Genomic DNA, 16,430 nt, shown 5'->3' with positions numbered 1-16,430 from the left:
GCGGCGGATCGACATCAGACCGGGCATCTCGTGCTCGGCAAGCGTGATCTCCTTGCGGCCGAACGCGGCCAGCGAGAGATCGGCGACCTTGAAGTCCTGTCGGTTGTCGACAGTCGTCATTAGGGGCTGCTCCTCAGTGTTGGGATGAGAGGTGGGTACGGCTGGTCTGCGCGGCGGCGGACACAGGGGTGCCCGAAGAGGGCACAGGCGTGCCCCGGTACGCGCAGCGCAGTCCGTCGGAGGCCCTCTCTCCCTCGGCCGGTCCGCGGTGGGACCGCCCGACCGCCATCAGCAGCGACGTCTGGCTCCGTCCCAAGCTACACCTGTCGGCCCGACCGTCCCCAGTCCGCCTGCGAACACATCAGGACACTTCGAGGCCGAGCGGAGGTGAACTCAGTGGACGGCGGGCTGGGCCGGGCCGCCCGGGGTTGCCTCGCGGTCGGGGCCCTTGGCCGCGTCCTTCTCGCTGTAGATGTCCGGTTCGAGGTAGATGACGCGGGCGATCGGGACGGCGGCGCGGATACGGGACTCGGCGGCGTTGATGGCGGTGGCCACCTCGGCGGCGGTGTCGTCGTGCTGGACGGCGATCTTGGCGGCGACCAGGAGTTCCTCGGGGCCGAGGTGGAGCGTGCGCATGTGGATGATGCCGGTGACGGTGTTGCCGTCGACGATCGCCTTCTCGATCTTCACGACCTCTTCGGCGCCGGCGGCTTCGCCCAGCAGCAGGGACTTGGTCTCGACGGCCAGTACCAGGGCGATCAGAATCAGCAGAATGCCGATACAGAGGGTGCCGATGCCGTCCCAGACGCCGTCGCCGGTGGCCAGGGCGAGGCCGACGCCGCCGAGCGCCAGGATCAGGCCGACGAGCGCGCCGAGGTCCTCCAGCAGGACGACGGGCAGTTCGGGGGCCTTGGCGTGGCGGACGAAGTCCTTCCAGGACTCGTTGCCGCGCAGGGGGTTGGACTCCTTGATGGCCGTACGGAAGGAGAAGCCCTCGGCGATGATCGCGAAGACGAGGACGCCCACCGGCCAGTACCAGTGCTCGATCTCGTGCGGGTGCTTGATCTTCTCGTAGCCCTCGTAGATCGCGAACATGCCGCCGACCGAGAAGAGCACGATGGAGACGAGGAAGGCGTAGATGTACCGCTCGCGGCCGTAGCCGAAGGGGTGTTGCGGGGTGGCCTCGCGCTGGGCCTTCTTGCCGCCGAGGAGGAGCAGGCCCTGGTTTCCGGAGTCGGCGAGCGAGTGCACGGACTCCGCGAGCATCGACGACGAACCGCTGAAGAGGAACGCCACGAACTTCGCTGCCGCGATCGCGAGGTTGGCCCCGAGTGCCGCCACGATCGCCTTGGTGCCGCCTGACGCGCTCATGTGTTCGCGTTGTCCCTTCGTACGTTCGCTGTCCCGGGCTTTGCCCGCCCTTTGCCGGTGGGTCATTGTCGCAGCCACCTCCGACAACGACCCGCCAGGCTGCCACACGGCCCCCGGCAACCAGTGCCCGGGATGGGCCCGGACAGTCTCCGGGCCATCGTGTCTGCGGGCGATGTCAGACGACGACCGTCGCCCGGAAGACCGTGCCGGGGCCGGAGACTTCGGCCTTTTCGTTCGCCGGTACGAAGACCGACTGGCCGGGGGCGAGTTCGATGTCTCCGGCGCGGACCGAGCCTGCCGTGCAGAGCAGGATCTGCGGGGTAGGGAGGGTGAGGTCGCGGGCGGGCGCGGTCTGCGCGAGGACGTACCGGGACAGGCGGAACTCGTCGATGGGGGTGTCGTAGACCTCCTCGCCGTCGGCGGCGGCCTCCGGGCGCAGTACGCCGGGGTCGCTCGCCTCGAAGCGGACGACGCGTAGGAGTTCGGGGACGTCGACGTGCTTGGGGGTCAGGCCGCAGCGCAGGACGTTGTCGGAGTTGGCCATGATCTCGACGCCGAGGCCGTTGAGGTAGGCGTGCGGGATCCCCGCGCCGAGGAACAGGGCCTCACCGGGCTGGAGTCGGACGTGGTTCAGGAGCATCGCGGCGATGACGCCCGGGTCGCCGGGATAGTGGTGGGCGATGTCCGCATAGGGGGCGTAGTCGCCGCCGAGGCGGGCGCAGGCGGTCGCGGCCTCGGTGACCGTGCGGGCCATGTCCTCGCGGTCCGCGCTGAGTACGGCCGTCAGGACCTCGCGCAGCGCCGCCTCCTCGGGGTGGGCGCGCAGCAGGTCGACGTACGGCTTGAGGGAGTCGACGTCCAGGCCCGCGAGGAGATCGGCGGCCTTCGAAGGCTCGCGGAAACCGCACAGACCGTCGAACTCGGTGAGGGCGCAGATCAGTTCGGGCTTGTGGTTGGCGTCCTTGTAGTTGCGGTGTCCGGCGTCCACCGGGATCCCGCGGTTCTCCTCGTCGTCGTAACCCTCCTTCGCCTGGGCGAGGTTGGGGTGCACCTGGAGGGAGAGGGGGCCGCCGGCCGCGAGGATCTTGAGGAGGAAGGGCAGGCGGGGGCCGAATTTGGCGACGGCCGCCGCGCCGAGTTCACCCTGCGGGTCCGCGTCGATGACCTCGACGAGCGTGCCGCGTCCGGTGCGCGAGGGGGCGCCCGGGTGGGCGCCCATCCACATCTCCGCCTGCGGTTCACCGGTCGGCTCGGTACCAAGGAGCGCCGGGATGGCGGTGGCGGATCCCCAGGCGTAGGGGCGGATGGTGTTGTCGAGGCGGTCCATACCGGTCTTTCTGCGTGCAGATTGAGGGATCAGGGGGCAGGCGGTCGGGGGGAAGGGGTTCGGTGTTCGGGGTCCGGGTTCTGTCTCGGCGGTTCTTCGTCAAGACCCGGCTGTGAGCGCCAGGTAGACCGCTGCGAAGTCCGTGGTGGCGATCAGTTCCGCCAGGGACTCCAGTTCGGCGCCGTCCTCCGGTTCGAGCTCGCTGACCGCCGTGTCGTGACCGAGGGCGAGTTCGCGGGCGGCGGGGGCGGCGCTGAGGCCGCCCGTCGGACGGTCGCGGAGCAGGACCACGCGTGCGTGCAGGGCGGGAGCCTCGTTGACCCGGTCGCGGAAGAAGTCGTCGGGGTCGGCTCCCGCGGCGAGCCGGCTCGCGAGGAGGGCGCCGTGCGCGGCCAGTGCCTCGGGGAGTTCGGCGGCCAGCGCGGGGCGGCCGGCGAGTTCGGCGAGGGCGGCGGCGAATCGGCGGCCCGCCGGTCCGGCCGACGTGCCCTCCGTCCAGATCACCGGGAGGGTGTCCACGAGTTCCACGGCGAGGGTCTTGGCCGGATTGCTGTACGTCGCGATGGCCGGGCCGCATCGTTCGGCGATGCGGTCGAGACGGTCGGCGACCTTCTCCAGCGCGTCCGGCGGGGCTGTGAGCAGGCCGGTGCGGTGCAGGAGGGCGAGCAGCGGGGTGAGCAGTGCCCACAGGACGCCGGGGGCGGACGCGGCGAGCGGCAGGTCCGTCTCCTCCTGTTCGTACGGGGCTGTCGCCATCGGTACGAACAGGCCGTGGGCCGCGCCCTGCACCGTCTCGGTGAGCGGGGTGGCCGCGGGCGCGACGGCGACGACCGTGCAGCCGCGGCGGTAGGCCTGCTCGGCGAGCAGGGACAGGCCCGGTTCGGTGCCGTCGGGGGTGGCGATCAGGAGCAGGTCCACGGAGCCGGCCCAGCCCGGCAGCTCCCAGCGCAGGGCGCCTGCCGCGGGGGCGACGCCGGTGGGGGCCAGGCGGGTGACGGGGGTGGTCGCGCCGGCGAGGGTACCGAGGAGGTCGGCGACGCAGGTCGCGGCGGCGCCGGGGCCCGCGATCAGGACAGCGCGGGGGCGGCCGTCCGGTTTCAGGTCGTTGATGCCTGCCTCGGCCGCGTGCCGGGCGGCTGTGCGGACGCGGGCGCCTGCTTCAGCCGCGCCGCGGAGGAGGTTGCGGTGGTCTGCGTCCGCCAACGCCTCGGGGGCGTCGAGCAGCGACTCGTCGAGCATGGGTGGCACCTCCGATCGCCTGGGCGGGACTACGCGGGGTGGCGGGCCTCGTCGACGAGCAGTACGGGGATTCCGTCCCGGACGGGGTACGCCAGGCCGCAGTCCTGGCCTGTGCAGATCAGCTCGGTTTCCTGCTCCTTGAGGGGAGCGTGGCAGGCCGGGCAGGCGAGGATCTCCAGGAGGCCGGCTTCGAGCGGCATGAGGTGTCCCTTCGGGGGTGGGCTGATGTGGCCTGGTCAGGGTACCGCCGTGGGGGGCGGGGTGGCGGGCGTGGTGGGGTGGGTGAACGCCGGGTTGTTTCGCCCCCGCCGCCCTTACCGGTCCCATCCCGGGGGCTGCGCCCCCAGCCCCCCCTGCCGGCCCTGAACGGGCCTTGTCCTCAAACGCCGGACGGGCTGAGAGGCTGGGGCCTGGGCTTGATAGATGCGGCGCACGCGTGGGTGGGCGGCCCACACGACCTGGGCTGAACGAGCCTCGTCCTCAAACGCCCGACGGGCTGGAGGTGCCTGGGCCTGGGCAGTAGAAACAGCGGGGGCGGTGGGCGGGAAAGAAGGCCCGGAAAGGGGGTCAGTCTCGGATGATGTTCAGGACTTCGTCCCGTACCTTGCGCATCGTCTTCTCGTCCCTTGCCTCCGCGTTCAGGCGTAGCAGGGGCTCCGTGTTGGAGGGGCGGACGTTGAACCACCAGTCCGTCGACTTGACCGTCAGGCCGTCCAGGTCGTCTAGTTCGATGCCGTTGCGCGCCTCGTAGGCCGTCCTGATCGCGGTCAGGCGGCCTGTCTGGTCGTCCACCGTGGAGTTGATCTCGCCGGAGCCCACGTACCGGTCGTACTGGGCGACGAGAGCCGACAGGGTGCCGTTCTGGCCGCCGAGCGCGGCGAGGACGTGCAGGGCGGCCAGCATGCCGGTGTCCGCGTTCCAGAAGTCCTTGAAGTAGTAGTGCGCGGAGTGTTCGCCGCCGAAGATCGCACCCGTGCGCGCCATCTCCGCCTTGATGAAGGAGTGGCCCACGCGTGTGCGTACGGGTGTGCCGCCCTGTTCACGGACGACCTCCGGGACCGACCAGGACGTGATCAGGTTGTGGATGACCGTCCCGGAGCCGCCGTTGCGGGCCAATTCGCGGGAGGCCACCAGAGCCGTGATCACCGACGGCGAGACCGGGTCGCCCTGTTCGTCGACCACGAAGCAGCGGTCCGCGTCACCGTCGAAGGCGATGCCGAGGTCGGCGTTCTCCTCGCGGACCCGCTTCTGGAGGTCCACGATGTTGGCCGGATCGAGCGGGTTGGCCTCGTGGTTCGGGAACGTGCCGTCCAGCTCGAAGTACATGGGGACGACGGTGAGGGGCAGACCGGCCAGGACCGTGGGCACGGTGTGGCCGCCCATGCCGTTGCCCGCGTCGACGACAACCTTCAGGGGGCGGATGGAGGTCAGGTCGACGAGCGAGCGGAGGTGTGCCGCGTAGTCCTCCAACGTGTCCCGCCGCGTGATCGTTCCCGGGGTCACGGCCTGCGGCTCCGGTGTGCCCGAGTCCAGCCAGGACTCGACCAGTTCGCGGATCTCGGTCAGGCCCGTGTCCTGACCGACCGGTGCGGCGCCCGCCCGGCACATCTTGATGCCGTTGTACTGGGCCGGGTTGTGCGAGGCGGTGAACATGGCGCCGGGCAGGTCGAACGCGCCCGACGCGTAGTAGAGCTGGTCCGTGGAGCACAGGCCGATCTCGGTCACGTCGACGCCGTATGCCGCCGCCCCGCGCGCGAAGGCGCGTGACAGGCCCGGGGAGGAGGGCCGCATGTCGTGGCCGATCACGATCGCGTCCGCCCCGGTCACCTGGATGAAAGCGGCGCCGAACAGTTCCGCCAGCGGCTCGTCCCACTGGTCCGGAACCACACCACGTACGTCGTACGCCTTCACGAGCTGCGACAGATCTGCAGACACGGCCGTCCCTCCGGAAAGTCCTATCGGTCGCCCCAAAGTACCCGTCCGGACCGACAGCTCCCGTGCGCCCTGGACGTTGTTCTTGTCCTCGTTACCTGGCGACGCGGAAAGCGGTTTCTCAGTTGTCCGGGGACCGCAGCACCCGCAGGTGCCCGCGTCGCGCGACCTCGCGCGGGTCCGCCAAGCGAGCTCCGCCGGTTTCGGCGGTCCGCTCCGGTGGACGGGCCGCTTCGCGGACCGCGTTGGCAAGCGCTTCCAGGTCGTCTCCGCTGGGCCGTGCGGGAGCGGAGCTGTCCAGAAGCCGGACGACCTCCCAGCCACGCGGCGCGGTGAGGCGCTCGGAGTGCTCGGCGCACAGGTCGTAGCAGTGGGGTTCGGCGTAGGTGGCGAGGGGGCCGAGGACCGCGGTCGAGTCGGCGTAGACGTACGTCAGCGTCGCGACGGCGGGACGGCCGCAAGCGGTGCGCGAACAGCGACGTACAGGGCTCACGACGTTGGACGGTACCGCACTCTTGAGCGGGCCGCGACGACTCCCCACCAGGCCACTCTCCCGTGTCGTGGTGTGAAACCGCCCACACGGGGCTTCTGGGACACCTCGCTGACCTGCGGCGACCCCGGGGTCCGGGATACCGAACGCCCCCACTCCAGTCGCCACTTGGCATAAACCACATCAAATGCCGTGAGATCGACGGTCATCGACGATCCGGGATGCATATGAAATCGAGCCCAACCTTGGCTGGAATGGTCATCCTGCGACATGTCGCCGACAGGCCGTCCGGCCCTGGTCGGCGCCCGCGGACGCAGCGTGCCCGGCACCCGCGCGGGGGTCACGGGGACTACGCTTCGCCAGTGATGGACAACCCCGTACCGCCCCGCGCCGCAGGCCCCGGGCCCCGCCGCCGTGATCGCCACGGCCGTGGCATGCGTGGCCCCGTGGCACCCCCGCAGGTTCCGCTCTCCGCGAGCCGCGCCGAGGCGTTCGCGGATCTGGTGCAGGACTCCGTGGAACGGCTGGAGCGGCGATGGCCACAGCTCTCGGACATCGACTTCCTCGTCCTCGAAGTGCCGCGCCTCGAAGGCCCGCCCGAGTCCTGGGCCGACGAAACAGTCCCCCTGGGGGGCACGATTCCCGCCCACGAGGGTCACCCCGCTCGCGTGGTCGTCTATCGCCGCCCGGTCGAGATCCGGACCAAGGGCCGCGACGAACGCGCGGCCCTGGTCCACGAGGTCGTGGTCGAGCAGGTCGCCGAGCTGCTGGGGCTCACCCCGGAGACCGTGGATCCGCGCTACGGCGAGGAATGACGCCCCGGATCTCCTCCCGGGGCGATCACCTCTGCACGTCGGTTCTGTAGTCGGTTGTGTACGTCGGTCACTTCTGCAGGACCGACAGGTCCTGCTCCGCGTCCGGCACCGCCACCGTCCCCCGGTCGTCCGGCAGCGTCTGGACGGTGAACGCCGGGATGCCGTCCGCCGGTGCCAGGAGGGTCCGGGAGGCGTAGACGGCTCCCCCGGAGACCCGCTCGACCGTCAGCGCGTACGTGCCCTTCAGGCCTGCCGGGACGGGGAGTTCGACGTCCTGGGTGGTGCCGCTCTTGATCGTGTACGTCTTCGTGGCCGCCGTACCGCCCTCGCTGCCCGCGGACGCGGTGACCTTGACCTGGGCGGCGCCGTCCGGGGCCGTCAGGGAGAGGATGGTGCCCCTGGCGGTGTTGCCGGCGACCGTCGCGCGCGCGGTGACCGGGGCCGTGGCCGGGATGAACGCGGTCTCCTGCTTGGCGCCCTTGCCGCGTACGACCTCGAGGGCGGCGACGAACGGCACCGCGGTGTCGGTCGGGGTGAGCACCAGGGAGCCGGCCTCGCCGCGCGTGAGGTCACCGAGGTCGACGGCGGCCGTCATGCCCGCCTTGATGTGCAGCGTCTCGTTGCCGGCCGGGGTGATCAGACCGGTCGGGGAGGCGAGGCGCACCTTCAGGTCGGCGTCGCTGTCGCTGGGCGTGAAGGCGATCAGACGTACGGCGGTGGCGTCCTTGGGGATGCCCGGCAGGACCAGGCTGCCCGCCGGTTCGGTGGACGCGGTCAGCCAGTCGCCGCCGGACTTGGCGTCCAGCGCCTGCACGGCCGCGCCGACCCGGCCGCTGCGCACGTTCACGTGCACGGTGAGGTCGGCCTGCGGTCCGCCCGTGAGCGTGGACAGCAGGATCGGCTCGCTGCCGTGCGGCGGGACCGCGATGCCCTCGCCCACCTCGGACTTGAGGCTGCCGTCCTTGCCGTACAGCTCGATGTCGACGACCGCGGCGGAGTCGTCGGGGTTGGTCAGGTGGACGTAGTCCGTGCGGCCGGCCGCGGTGCTGGCGCCCGGGAACCAGAAGTCGGTGTCCGGGACGGCACAGTTGACGCCCAGCAGGCCACGTCCGATGCCCGCGGCGACCTCGGTGGTCTCCTGCACGGTCCAGCCCGGCGCGAACTTCCCCTCGGCGGTGCCGACGAGCGCGGGAGCGTCGGCGCCCGAGGTGTCCCCGTCGACCGGCTTGCCGGGCTCCTTGGGGGTGAGGACGGGCTTGGCCGCCTTCTTGCCCTTGCCGTTGCCCTTGGCTCCGGCGGCCGACTTCGCGGTGGCGGCGGCCAGTTCGGCCCTGCCGTCACTCCCGGTGCCCTTCGTGACGGGCGTGAAGGACGTGTACGTCGTCTCCGCGAGGTCGGAGGCACTGGGAGCGGGGCAGAGCAGGCTCGTGCGCTCCACGGGCAGCTGGGCGGCCGCCTTGGCCGTGCCCGCGTCCGCCGCCTCCGGTGTGTGCAGCGAGGCGAACCCGGTGACGGCGGCGAGCGCGGCCGTGCCGGCGATCAGGGAGATGGTGCTGCGGTTCACTGCTGGCTCCCGTCGGGGTGCTCACCCTGCGGGTGGGGCTGGTGCGGCTGCGCCGGGTCGTACGCGGGGTCGTAACCCTGGGTGAACGTCTGGTCGTACGCCGTGGTCTGCGGCGAACCGCCGTACGCGTACGGGTCGTACTGGCCGCTCTGGTACTGGTCTCCCTGGTACGCCGGGTCGTAGGTGCCCGGCGGGTACTGCTGGGCGTTGTGGTGCTGGTCGGCGCCGTAGCCGTCGTACTGGGTGCCCGCGTAGGCCGCGTTGTTCCATTCGTCGCCGTACGTCTGCTGCTGCGGGACCGCGGCAGGGACGTCCGCCGGAGAAGGGGTGTCCGTCGGGAACTCGGCCTGTTCGTCGGCCTGTTCGGTCTGGTCGGCCTCCGCCTGGGCGCGCAGTCGGCGGGCGCGGCGGCCGTCGCCGTCGGTGGCCTGGGCGGGGATCGCGCGCTCTTCCTCGGGGAGGTCGTCGTCGACATCCCGGCGGCGGCCCGGCAGGGCCATCACGACGAGGACGACGGCGAGCGCGCCCTGCGTCCACAGCCAGGCGGTGTGGCCGATCGGAGTGTCGAAGGTGACGTCCAGCTTCCCTCCGGAGGAGGGAAGTTCGAAGCCCTGGGCCCAGCCGTCGAGAGTGGTGGGGGTGAGGGGTTCGCCGTCCAGCGTGGCCGTCCAGGACTCGTCGACGGCGTCGGCGAGGCGCAGGACACGGCTGCCGGAGCCGGCCGGGATCGTGGTGTGGATGTCGACGGGTCCCGCGGCGACGGGCAGCGGGTCGCCGGAGCCGGACGCCGGGACGACGGCGACGCGCGAGACCTGCCGGTCGACCCGCCACAGCGCGCCGCCGTCCTGCTGGCTGAGCCTGCTCAGGCCCGGCGTGGCGTCCAGGACGCGGCTGACCTGGCGGGGCGCGCCCCGGTGGACGAGGACGTAGCGCACGGCGAAGTCGCCGAGTTCGTCGGCCTGGTCGGCGCCGGAGCCCGCGACGAGGTTGGCGACGACCTTGTCGAGGACCGCGTTCTCGCCGCTCTGCGCGGCGAGTTCGCCGTCGCCGAGGCGGGCGCCGGAGCCGCGGACGAGGGTGTAGCCGACGCGGGCGGTGGAGTCGCCGGCCAGGACCAGGGTGCGGGCCTGGTCGCGGGTACCGCTCTCCTCGGCGACGAACGCGGGCACCTGGACGGGGTCGCGCCGCTCCAGCGGGCCGTCGGCGCCGCGGATCATCCAGCCGGCGGCGAGGAGCAGCGGGCCGGCGGCGGCGGCGAACGCGATCAGTGCGGCGACCGGCTGGCGCCAGCCGAAGCTCTGCTCGGCCACGCGCGAGCGTGCGCCGTCGGCGCCGAGCGCGGCGGCGGCCAGCAGGGCGAGTCCGTAGACGAGGGTGGCGGGTCCGGCCCACGCCGAGCTGTTCGAGAGGACCGCGAAGACGAGCGCCACCAGGGCGACCGTCCAGGCGGTCCAGATGCCGAACTGGCGTTCCGTGCGCAGCAGGGCGGCCAGTGCCGCAAGGACGACGCCGATGAGCATCAGCCCGCTGACCGTGCCGGGGCCGCCCGGGCTGGCGCTGAGGAGGTCGAGGGGGGCGGCGGCGCCGGAGCCGTACTCCAGACCGGCTTCCTGGAAGAAGCCGAACGGGAACAGGGCGAGCGACCAGGGCGCGAGGACCAGGACCGGCACGCAGAACTGGGCCAGGAAGCGCAGCCCGTATGCGGTGATCTCGCCTCGTCGTACGACGAGGAGCGCGAGGCCGAGCAGCAGTGCGATGGGCCACACGATGGGCGTGAAGGCGGTGGTGATCGTCAGCAGCAGCGTGAAGGCCCAGGTGGCGCGCCAGCTGCCGCGTGCTCCCGACGCGTGCGCGAGACCGCTTGCCGCGATGCCCGCGCGGGCCATCAGCGGGAGGAGGACGGCGAGTACGGCGGTGCCGATCCGGCCGCCGGCGAGAGCGCCGGTGGCCGCGGGCAGGAAGGCGTAGACGACGGCCGCCCACGCGCGCAGGAGCCGTGATTCGACGAGCGGGCGGGAGGCGAAGTACGCGGTGAAGCCGGCCAGCGGCACCGAGGCGATCAGCAGGACGGTGACCGCGAGGCCGGTCGAGCCGAACAGGGTGGAGGCGAGCATCGCGACGAGCGCGAGGTAGGGCGGCGCCGATGAGGTGTCGCCCACGCCCACCGGATGCCAGGCGTCCAGATAACGCGCCCAGAGTTCGGCGGAGTCGGCGGGGGCGGGCAGCAGCGCGCCTCCCGCGAGGGCACCGCCGCCGAGCAGCTCACGGCAGGCGACGAGCGAGACGAGCAGGAGGACGAGGAAGAGCACCGGGCCGGGTTTGCGGGCGATGCGCTTGAGGCGGACGAACTGCTCGACCTCCAGGAAGTCGGCGTCGTCACCGCCGGGCCCCGACTCCACGGCGTTGCCGTGCCGGCCCGCGCCGGAGGTGGCCTCGGGGTCGGAGCGGCCGCCGAGGTCGCCGGCGACCTGTTCGATGGTGGCCCGCACGGTCGCGCCGGGTGGCGGGAACAGTGCCCTCAGTTCGCCCTTGTCGATCTGGGGAGCACCTCGCCTGCGGCGCCCGGCGATGATCCGCTCTGGGCGCAGGAGGGTGCCCAGGAGGCCGCGGATCTCGTCGACGGCCTGTCCGGGGGCCTTGCCGACGAGATACGCCACCGTGCGCACGAGTGTGCCGAGGATCACGCGCAGCAGCACCCAGGGCAGCTGTGCCGTACGGCTGTTGACGAGCAGGGTGTAGACGGCACCGGCCTTGTCGACCTTGTGCGGGGACGCGGAGGTACGGCCCACGCAGTCGACGGTGCGACGCTCGCGGGAGGACGCCTCGGCATGCCGTACGACCGCCTCTGGCGCGACGAGGACCCGGTGGCCGGCTGCGGTGGCGCGCCAGCACAGGTCGACGTCGTCACGCATCAGGGGCAGCCTGCTGTCGAAGCCGCCGAGTTCCTCGAAGATGTCGCGCCGTACGAGCATGCCCGCGGTGGACACGGACAGCACCGGGCGGACGTGGTCGTGCTGGCCCTGGTCCTGCTCACGGCGGTCCAGGCCGGTCCAGCGGCGGCCGGAGTTGGCGATGGTCACGCCGACCTCGAGGAGCTGCCTGCGGTCGTACCAGCCGCGCAGTTTGGGGCCGACGACCGCGATGTCGTCGCCGCGGCCCAACTCGTGCTCGTGCTCCACGACCCGCAGCAGCTGGGCCAGCGCGTCCGGGTCGGGGGCGCAGTCGTCGTGCAGCAGCCAGAGCCACTGCACCGGCTCCCCGTGGGGGAGCTCCGGCATGTCGTACGCGTCGTCGCGCCAGCTGCGGGTGACGGGGTCCCAGCCGCTGGGGCGCTTGAGGTACGTCAGCTCCTCCGGGGTGAGGACCGGCGCGGTGCGGTTGGCCTCCTCGACGGCCTGGCCGAAGCCGGTGCGGCGGGCGAGGTGCAGGACGCGGTCGGCGCCGAGGGCGTCGGTGACCAGCTGGGCGGATTCGTCCGCGCTGCCGGTGTCGGCGGCCATGACGTTCTGCACCGGGCGCTCCTGGCCGAGCACCCCGGCGAGCGCGTCGGGCAGCCAGCGGGCGCCGTCGTGGGTGACGAGGACCGCGGTCACCACGTGACGCGGGAACTCGGGCGTGGTGGCAGTGCCGTAGTCGGCTGCCGTGTGGCTGTGCGCGGACATCGAGGTACGGGCCCCGGTTCGGTGGACTGTGGTGGACGCCTGTGCCCTGTGTGAGCGGCGGGGCGTCTCGGACGAGCAGCCACACTAGCGGCTGGGCAGCACGGCGGCCCGCCGCCTGTGGACAACCCCACCCGCGACGGGCCGTTCGTTGTGCCGCGTTGCCGTACGCCTCAGACGGCCGCCTTCTTCAGCCGACGGCGTTCACGCTCGGACAGGCCGCCCCAGATACCGAAGCGCTCGTCGTTCGCGAGGGCGTACTCGAGGCACTCGGAGCGGACCTCGCATGCGAGGCAGACCTTCTTGGCCTCGCGGGTCGAGCCGCCCTTCTCGGGAAAGAAGGACTCGGGGTCTGTCTGGGCGCACAGCGCGCGCTCCTGCCAGCCGGGTTCCTCGTCCGCGTCGTCGACCAGCAGTTGCTGCACCGTCTCGGTCATGTGCGCCCCTCGTCTGTCTTTCACGTCCCCGTGAGGTTGCCGTTGACCGATATCGGCCGAACGACACGAGTGAAATTACAAGTGTGCTGATCCGGGCGAGTCAAGCCGAGATCTGCTATTGGGCTCCTTATTCACTCTGCGGAACCAAGGCCATGCGGAAAGTGTTCAAATCGGCATATACCTTGACAGCCAGAGGAGGCCCCGGGGAGCGACTACCCCCACACAGAGCCTGTACGAGGGAGGACGACCAGAAGTTCGGTCTCGTTCCGAAGTCCGTGAGTCCGTGAGTCTGGTTGTGCGCCATGTCTCCCGGAAGACGCGGGAACAAACCATTCACCTGAGAGACGCACCGGATGAGGTGAAAGATGTCCCACATGGCGGATGTCGAGTTGACAGTGCGGGTGTGAACCGGTGTCCTTGGGGGCATGCTCGCGAACTTGGCACTCACCTCGACCCGCCCCGCGCGGTCCCTCGGTGCTGCCCGTGCTCGCTGTAGCTGTTGTTGCTGTTCCAGCTGTTGAGCCCAACGCGCTCCGGCTGCCTTTGAGTCCACCGCGACTCGGCTGCTGATTCCCCGAAGCCCACATCAGGGCGATGCCTTTCCCCTCCGTGACCCGGGCGGGCGGTACGCGACACCCAGCCAGCCCCCCACACTCCTGCCGAGGACCTCCGCACCCATGAACAGCGACAGCGACCTCCAGATCGCCGGCGACATCCTCGAAGTACCGCACCTCCTCCAGGCTCCGCGCGAGCACCCCGCCACCGTCGCCGACTTCGTCGGCCTGGCCCGCACCATCGCCGCGGACCGCTCCCAGTGGGCGCACCTCGTCGAGTACGACGCGACAACCCGCTGGTACCACCGGCTGCGCACCGGGCCCGGCTACGAGGTCTGGCTGCTGTCCTGGGTCCCCGGACAGGGCAGCGGGCTGCACGACCACGGCGGTTCGTCGGGCGTCCTGACCGTCCTCGATGGGCGGCTGACCGAGCGGACGGAGCGCGGCACGCGCGCGTTGCCGCCCGGAACCCAACGGGTGTTCGCTCCCGGGTACGTCCACGAGGTGGTCAACGAGACCCTCGAACCGGCCGTGAGCCTGCACATCTACTACCCGGGCCTCACCGAGATGCCGATGCACGCGGCGCGCTGCGCGCCGTCGGCGGTCGTCACCGGCTGAGGGCAGGGGCCTGGGCGCCGGTCCCCGCCGAGGGCTCGTCGACCGGTCGACGCGTTGTCATACCCGCCTGCAAGACTTGTCCGCATGCGCATTGTGGTTCTGGCAGGCGGCATCGGTGGTGCCCGGTTCCTGCGCGGTCTTCAGCGGGCCGTGCCGGACGCGGACATCACCGTCATCGGCAACACCGGGGACGACATTCACCTGTTCGGGCTGAAGGTCTGCCCCGATCTCGACACGGTGATGTACACCCTCGGCGGCGGCATCAACGAGGAGCAGGGCTGGGGGCGGACCGACGAGACCTTCCATCTGAAGGAGGAGCTCGCGGCGTACGGCGTCGGGCCGGAGTGGTTCGGTCTCGGCGACCGGGACTTCGCCACGCACATCGTGCGGACGCAGATGCTCGGTGCGGGATTCCCGCTGAGCGCCGTCACTGAGGCGCTGTGCGACCGGTGGAAGCCCGGGGTGCGGCTCATCCCGATGTCCGACGACCGCGTGGAGACCCATGTCGCCGTCGAGGTGGACGGTGAGCGCAAGGCCGTCCACTTCCAGGAGTACTGGGTGCGGCTGCGGGCCTCCGTCCCGGCCGAGGCCATCGTCCCGGTCGGCGCGGACCAGGCCAAGCCCGCGCCGGGAGTCCTCGAGGCGATCGCCGACGCCGACGTGATCCTCTTCCCCCCGTCCAACCCGGTCGTGTCCATCGGCACCATCCTGGCTGTGCCCGGGATCCGCGAGGCGATCGCGGAGGCGGGGGTCCCCGTGGTGGGCCTCTCCCCCATCGTCGGGGATGCGCCCGTGCGCGGGATGGCCGACAAGGTGCTCGCGGCGGTCGGTGTGGAGGCCACGGCAGCGGCGGTCGCCGAGCACTACGGCTCGGGGCTGCTGGACGGCTGGCTCGTCGACACGGTCGACGCGGGCACGGTGGAGCGGGTGGAGACGGCGGGCATCCGCTGCCGTGCGGTGCCGCTGATGATGACGGACGTCGAGGCGTCGGCACAGATGGCGCGCGAGGCGCTCGCGCTGGCCGAGGAGGTGCGGGGCGCTTGAGCGGCGAGCTTTCCAGTGAGGGTGCCATCGAAGGCGGTGGCGGTATCGGTGACGTTGACGGAATCGGTGGTGGTGGCGGGTATCGAGTCTGGGCGGTGGGTGGACTGCCTGAGGTTCGGGCCGGGGACGATCTCGCGAAGCTCATCGCCGCCGCCGAGCCCGGGCTGCTCGACGGGGACGTGCTGCTCGTCACCTCGAAGATCGTGTCCAAGGCCGAGGGCCGCGTCGTCGAGGCGGCGGACCGGGAGGCCGCCATCGACGCCGAGACCGTGCGGGTCGTCGCCCGGCGCGGGGCACTGCGGATCGTGGAGAACCGGCAAGGGCTGGTGATGGCCGCCGCCGGCGTCGACGCCTCCAACACACCTTCCGGAACAGTCCTGTTGCTGCCCGAGGATCCCGACGCGTCCGCGCGGGCGGTCCGGGACGGGCTGAGAGACGCGCTGGGCGTCAACGTCGGCGTCCTCGTGACCGACACCTTCGGGCGACCCTGGCGCGCGGGGCTCACGGACGTGGCGATCGGCGCCGCCGGCGTGCGCGTACTCGACGATCTGCGCGGGGGCACGGACGCGTACGGCAATCCGCTGTCCGCCACCGTCGTGGCGACCGCCGACGAGCTGGCCGCCGCCGGGGACCTGGTCAAGGGCAAGGCTTCGGGGCTGCCCGTCGCCGTCATGCGCGGGCTGGCGCACGTGGTCGTCAAAGACGACAGCGCCGAGGAGACGGGGGCGCGGGCCATGGTGCGCGACGCCCGCGACGACATGTTCCGGCTCGGTACCTCGGAGGCCGTACGGGAGGCGGTGACCCAGCGGCGGACGGTGCGGGCCTTCACGGCCGAGCCCGTCGACCCCGGTGCGGTACGGCGGGCGGTCGCCGCGGCGGTGACCGCGCCCGCGCCGCATCACACGACGCCCTGGCGCTTCGTACTGCTGGAGTCGGAGCGGTCGCGGACCGAGTTGCTCGACGCGATGCGCGACGCCTGGATCGCGGATCTGCGGCGGGACGGGAAGAGCGAGGCGTCCGTCGAGAAACGGGTGCGGCGGGGGGATGTGCTGCGGGCGGCGCCGTATCTCGTGGTGCCCTGTCTGGTGATGGACGGGTCGCACACATACGGGGACGCGCGGCGGGACGGGGCCGAGCGGGAGATGTTCGTGGTCGCGGCCGGGGCCGGGGTGCAGAACTTCCTGGTCGCCCTTGCCGGAGAGCGGCTGGGGTCGGCGTGGGTGTCGTCGACGATGTTCTGCCGGGATGTCGTGCGGGAGGTGCTGGGGCTGCCCGCGGGGTGGGATCCGATGGGGGCGGTCGCGGTCGGGCATCCCGCTCAGGTGCCGCCGGCTCGGGTGGACCGGTATGCGGGGGGGTTCATCGAGGTGCGGTGAGGGG

14 protein-coding genes are annotated in these 16,430 nt (G+C 71.7%); 4 read left to right on the top strand and 10 right to left on the bottom strand.

The genetic code is table 11. The features are described 5' to 3' along the window. The 7 genes from ADL01_RS45965 to ADL01_RS09975 form a co-directional block, all read right to left on the bottom strand. A partial coding sequence (locus ADL01_RS45965) for an adenosylhomocysteinase (protein WP_234354578.1) occupies positions 1 to 207 on the bottom strand: 207 nt, incomplete at its 3' end. Between the two features lie 186 nt (positions 208 to 393). Next, the gene (locus ADL01_RS09995) at positions 394 to 1,371 is read right to left on the bottom strand and encodes a cation diffusion facilitator family transporter (RefSeq protein ID WP_053741569.1); all 978 of its coding nucleotides are present in this window, start codon (positions 1,369 to 1,371) and stop codon (positions 394 to 396) included. A 175-nt stretch (positions 1,372 to 1,546) separates the two neighbouring features. Continuing rightward, complete coding sequence (gene manA / locus ADL01_RS09990) at positions 1,547 to 2,698, bottom strand: mannose-6-phosphate isomerase, class I (RefSeq protein WP_053741568.1); 1,152 nt, start codon at positions 2,696 to 2,698, stop codon at positions 1,547 to 1,549. A gap of 99 nt (positions 2,699 to 2,797) precedes the next feature. After that, entirely contained in the window at positions 2,798 to 3,937 is a 1,140-nt protein-coding gene (locus tag ADL01_RS09985; protein ID WP_053741567.1) for an SIS domain-containing protein, read from the bottom strand. 29 nt (positions 3,938 to 3,966) lie between these two features. Next, the gene (locus ADL01_RS41630; RefSeq protein ID WP_078960424.1) at positions 3,967 to 4,137 is read right to left on the bottom strand and encodes a Trm112 family protein; all 171 of its coding nucleotides are present in this window, start codon (positions 4,135 to 4,137) and stop codon (positions 3,967 to 3,969) included. 367 nt (positions 4,138 to 4,504) lie between these two features. After that, positions 4,505 to 5,872, bottom strand: coding sequence for a phosphomannomutase/phosphoglucomutase (locus ADL01_RS09980; protein WP_053741566.1), 1,368 nt, complete (start codon positions 5,870 to 5,872; stop codon positions 4,505 to 4,507). Positions 5,873 to 5,990: 118 nt separating this feature from the next. Then, positions 5,991 to 6,410: a DUF3499 domain-containing protein gene (locus ADL01_RS09975; protein WP_053741565.1), complete on the bottom strand. Its 420-nt coding sequence runs from the start codon at positions 6,408 to 6,410 to the stop codon at positions 5,991 to 5,993. A gap of 314 nt (positions 6,411 to 6,724) precedes the next feature. Between ADL01_RS09975 and ADL01_RS09970 the strand changes: the two genes are divergently transcribed. Then, positions 6,725 to 7,174: a metallopeptidase family protein gene (locus ADL01_RS09970; protein ID WP_078960422.1), complete on the top strand. Its 450-nt coding sequence runs from the start codon at positions 6,725 to 6,727 to the stop codon at positions 7,172 to 7,174. 67 nt (positions 7,175 to 7,241) lie between these two features. On the opposite strand, the gene ADL01_RS09965 is transcribed toward ADL01_RS09970, so the two are convergent. From ADL01_RS09965 to ADL01_RS09955, 3 genes are all read right to left on the bottom strand, one after another. After that, complete coding sequence (locus ADL01_RS09965; protein ID WP_053741563.1) at positions 7,242 to 8,738, bottom strand: DUF5719 family protein; 1,497 nt, start codon at positions 8,736 to 8,738, stop codon at positions 7,242 to 7,244. Then, the gene (locus tag ADL01_RS09960) at positions 8,735 to 12,400 is read right to left on the bottom strand and encodes a glycosyltransferase (protein ID WP_078960421.1); all 3,666 of its coding nucleotides are present in this window, start codon (positions 12,398 to 12,400) and stop codon (positions 8,735 to 8,737) included. Before ADL01_RS09960 ends, ADL01_RS09965 begins: the two co-directional genes overlap by 4 nt. 170 nt (positions 12,401 to 12,570) lie before the next feature. Beyond that, complete coding sequence (locus ADL01_RS09955; RefSeq protein ID WP_053741562.1) at positions 12,571 to 12,834, bottom strand: WhiB family transcriptional regulator; 264 nt, start codon at positions 12,832 to 12,834, stop codon at positions 12,571 to 12,573. A gap of 677 nt (positions 12,835 to 13,511) precedes the next feature. Between ADL01_RS09955 and ADL01_RS09950 the strand changes: the two genes are divergently transcribed. The 3 genes from ADL01_RS09950 to ADL01_RS09940 all read left to right on the top strand — a co-directional run bounded on the left by ADL01_RS09950 (position 13,512) and on the right by ADL01_RS09940 (position 16,426). Next, positions 13,512 to 14,006, top strand: coding sequence for a cysteine dioxygenase (locus ADL01_RS09950; RefSeq protein WP_053741561.1), 495 nt, complete (start codon positions 13,512 to 13,514; stop codon positions 14,004 to 14,006). Positions 14,007 to 14,090: 84 nt separating this feature from the next. Beyond that, complete coding sequence (gene cofD, locus ADL01_RS09945) at positions 14,091 to 15,050, top strand: 2-phospho-L-lactate transferase (RefSeq protein ID WP_053741560.1); 960 nt, start codon at positions 14,091 to 14,093, stop codon at positions 15,048 to 15,050. 44 nt (positions 15,051 to 15,094) lie between these two features. Then, positions 15,095 to 16,426, top strand: a complete 1,332-nt coding sequence (locus ADL01_RS09940; protein WP_053741570.1) for a coenzyme F420-0:L-glutamate ligase — start codon at positions 15,095 to 15,097, stop codon at positions 16,424 to 16,426. Positions 16,427 to 16,430 lie beyond the last annotated feature (4 nt).

This window comes from Streptomyces sp. NRRL WC-3618, assembly GCF_001280005.1.
In the GTDB taxonomy this organism is placed as follows: Bacteria; Actinomycetota; Actinomycetes; order Streptomycetales; family Streptomycetaceae; genus Streptomyces.
Note: the sequence above shows the minus strand (reverse complement) of the source record. Positions and strands in the feature narration are given on the sequence as shown.

Excerpts from the sequence above, each read along its gene's own strand:
- ADL01_RS09995 (WP_053741569.1), bottom strand. The coding sequence starts at position 1,371 with ATGAGCGCGTCAGGCGGCACCAAGGCGATCGTGGCGGCACTCGGGGCC.
- manA (WP_053741568.1), bottom strand. The coding sequence starts at position 2,698 with ATGGACCGCCTCGACAACACCATCCGCCCCTACGCCTGGGGATCCGCC.
- ADL01_RS09985 (WP_053741567.1), bottom strand. The coding sequence starts at position 3,937 with ATGCTCGACGAGTCGCTGCTCGACGCCCCCGAGGCGTTGGCGGACGCA.
- ADL01_RS41630 (WP_078960424.1), bottom strand. The coding sequence starts at position 4,137 with ATGCCGCTCGAAGCCGGCCTCCTGGAGATCCTCGCCTGCCCGGCCTGC.
- ADL01_RS09970 (WP_078960422.1), top strand. The coding sequence starts at position 6,725 with ATGGACAACCCCGTACCGCCCCGCGCCGCAGGCCCCGGGCCCCGCCGC.
- ADL01_RS09960 (WP_078960421.1), bottom strand. The coding sequence starts at position 12,400 with ATGTCCGCGCACAGCCACACGGCAGCCGACTACGGCACTGCCACCACG.
- ADL01_RS09955 (WP_053741562.1), bottom strand. The coding sequence starts at position 12,834 with ATGACCGAGACGGTGCAGCAACTGCTGGTCGACGACGCGGACGAGGAA.
- ADL01_RS09950 (WP_053741561.1), top strand. The coding sequence starts at position 13,512 with ATGAACAGCGACAGCGACCTCCAGATCGCCGGCGACATCCTCGAAGTA.
- cofD (WP_053741560.1), top strand. The coding sequence starts at position 14,091 with ATGCGCATTGTGGTTCTGGCAGGCGGCATCGGTGGTGCCCGGTTCCTG.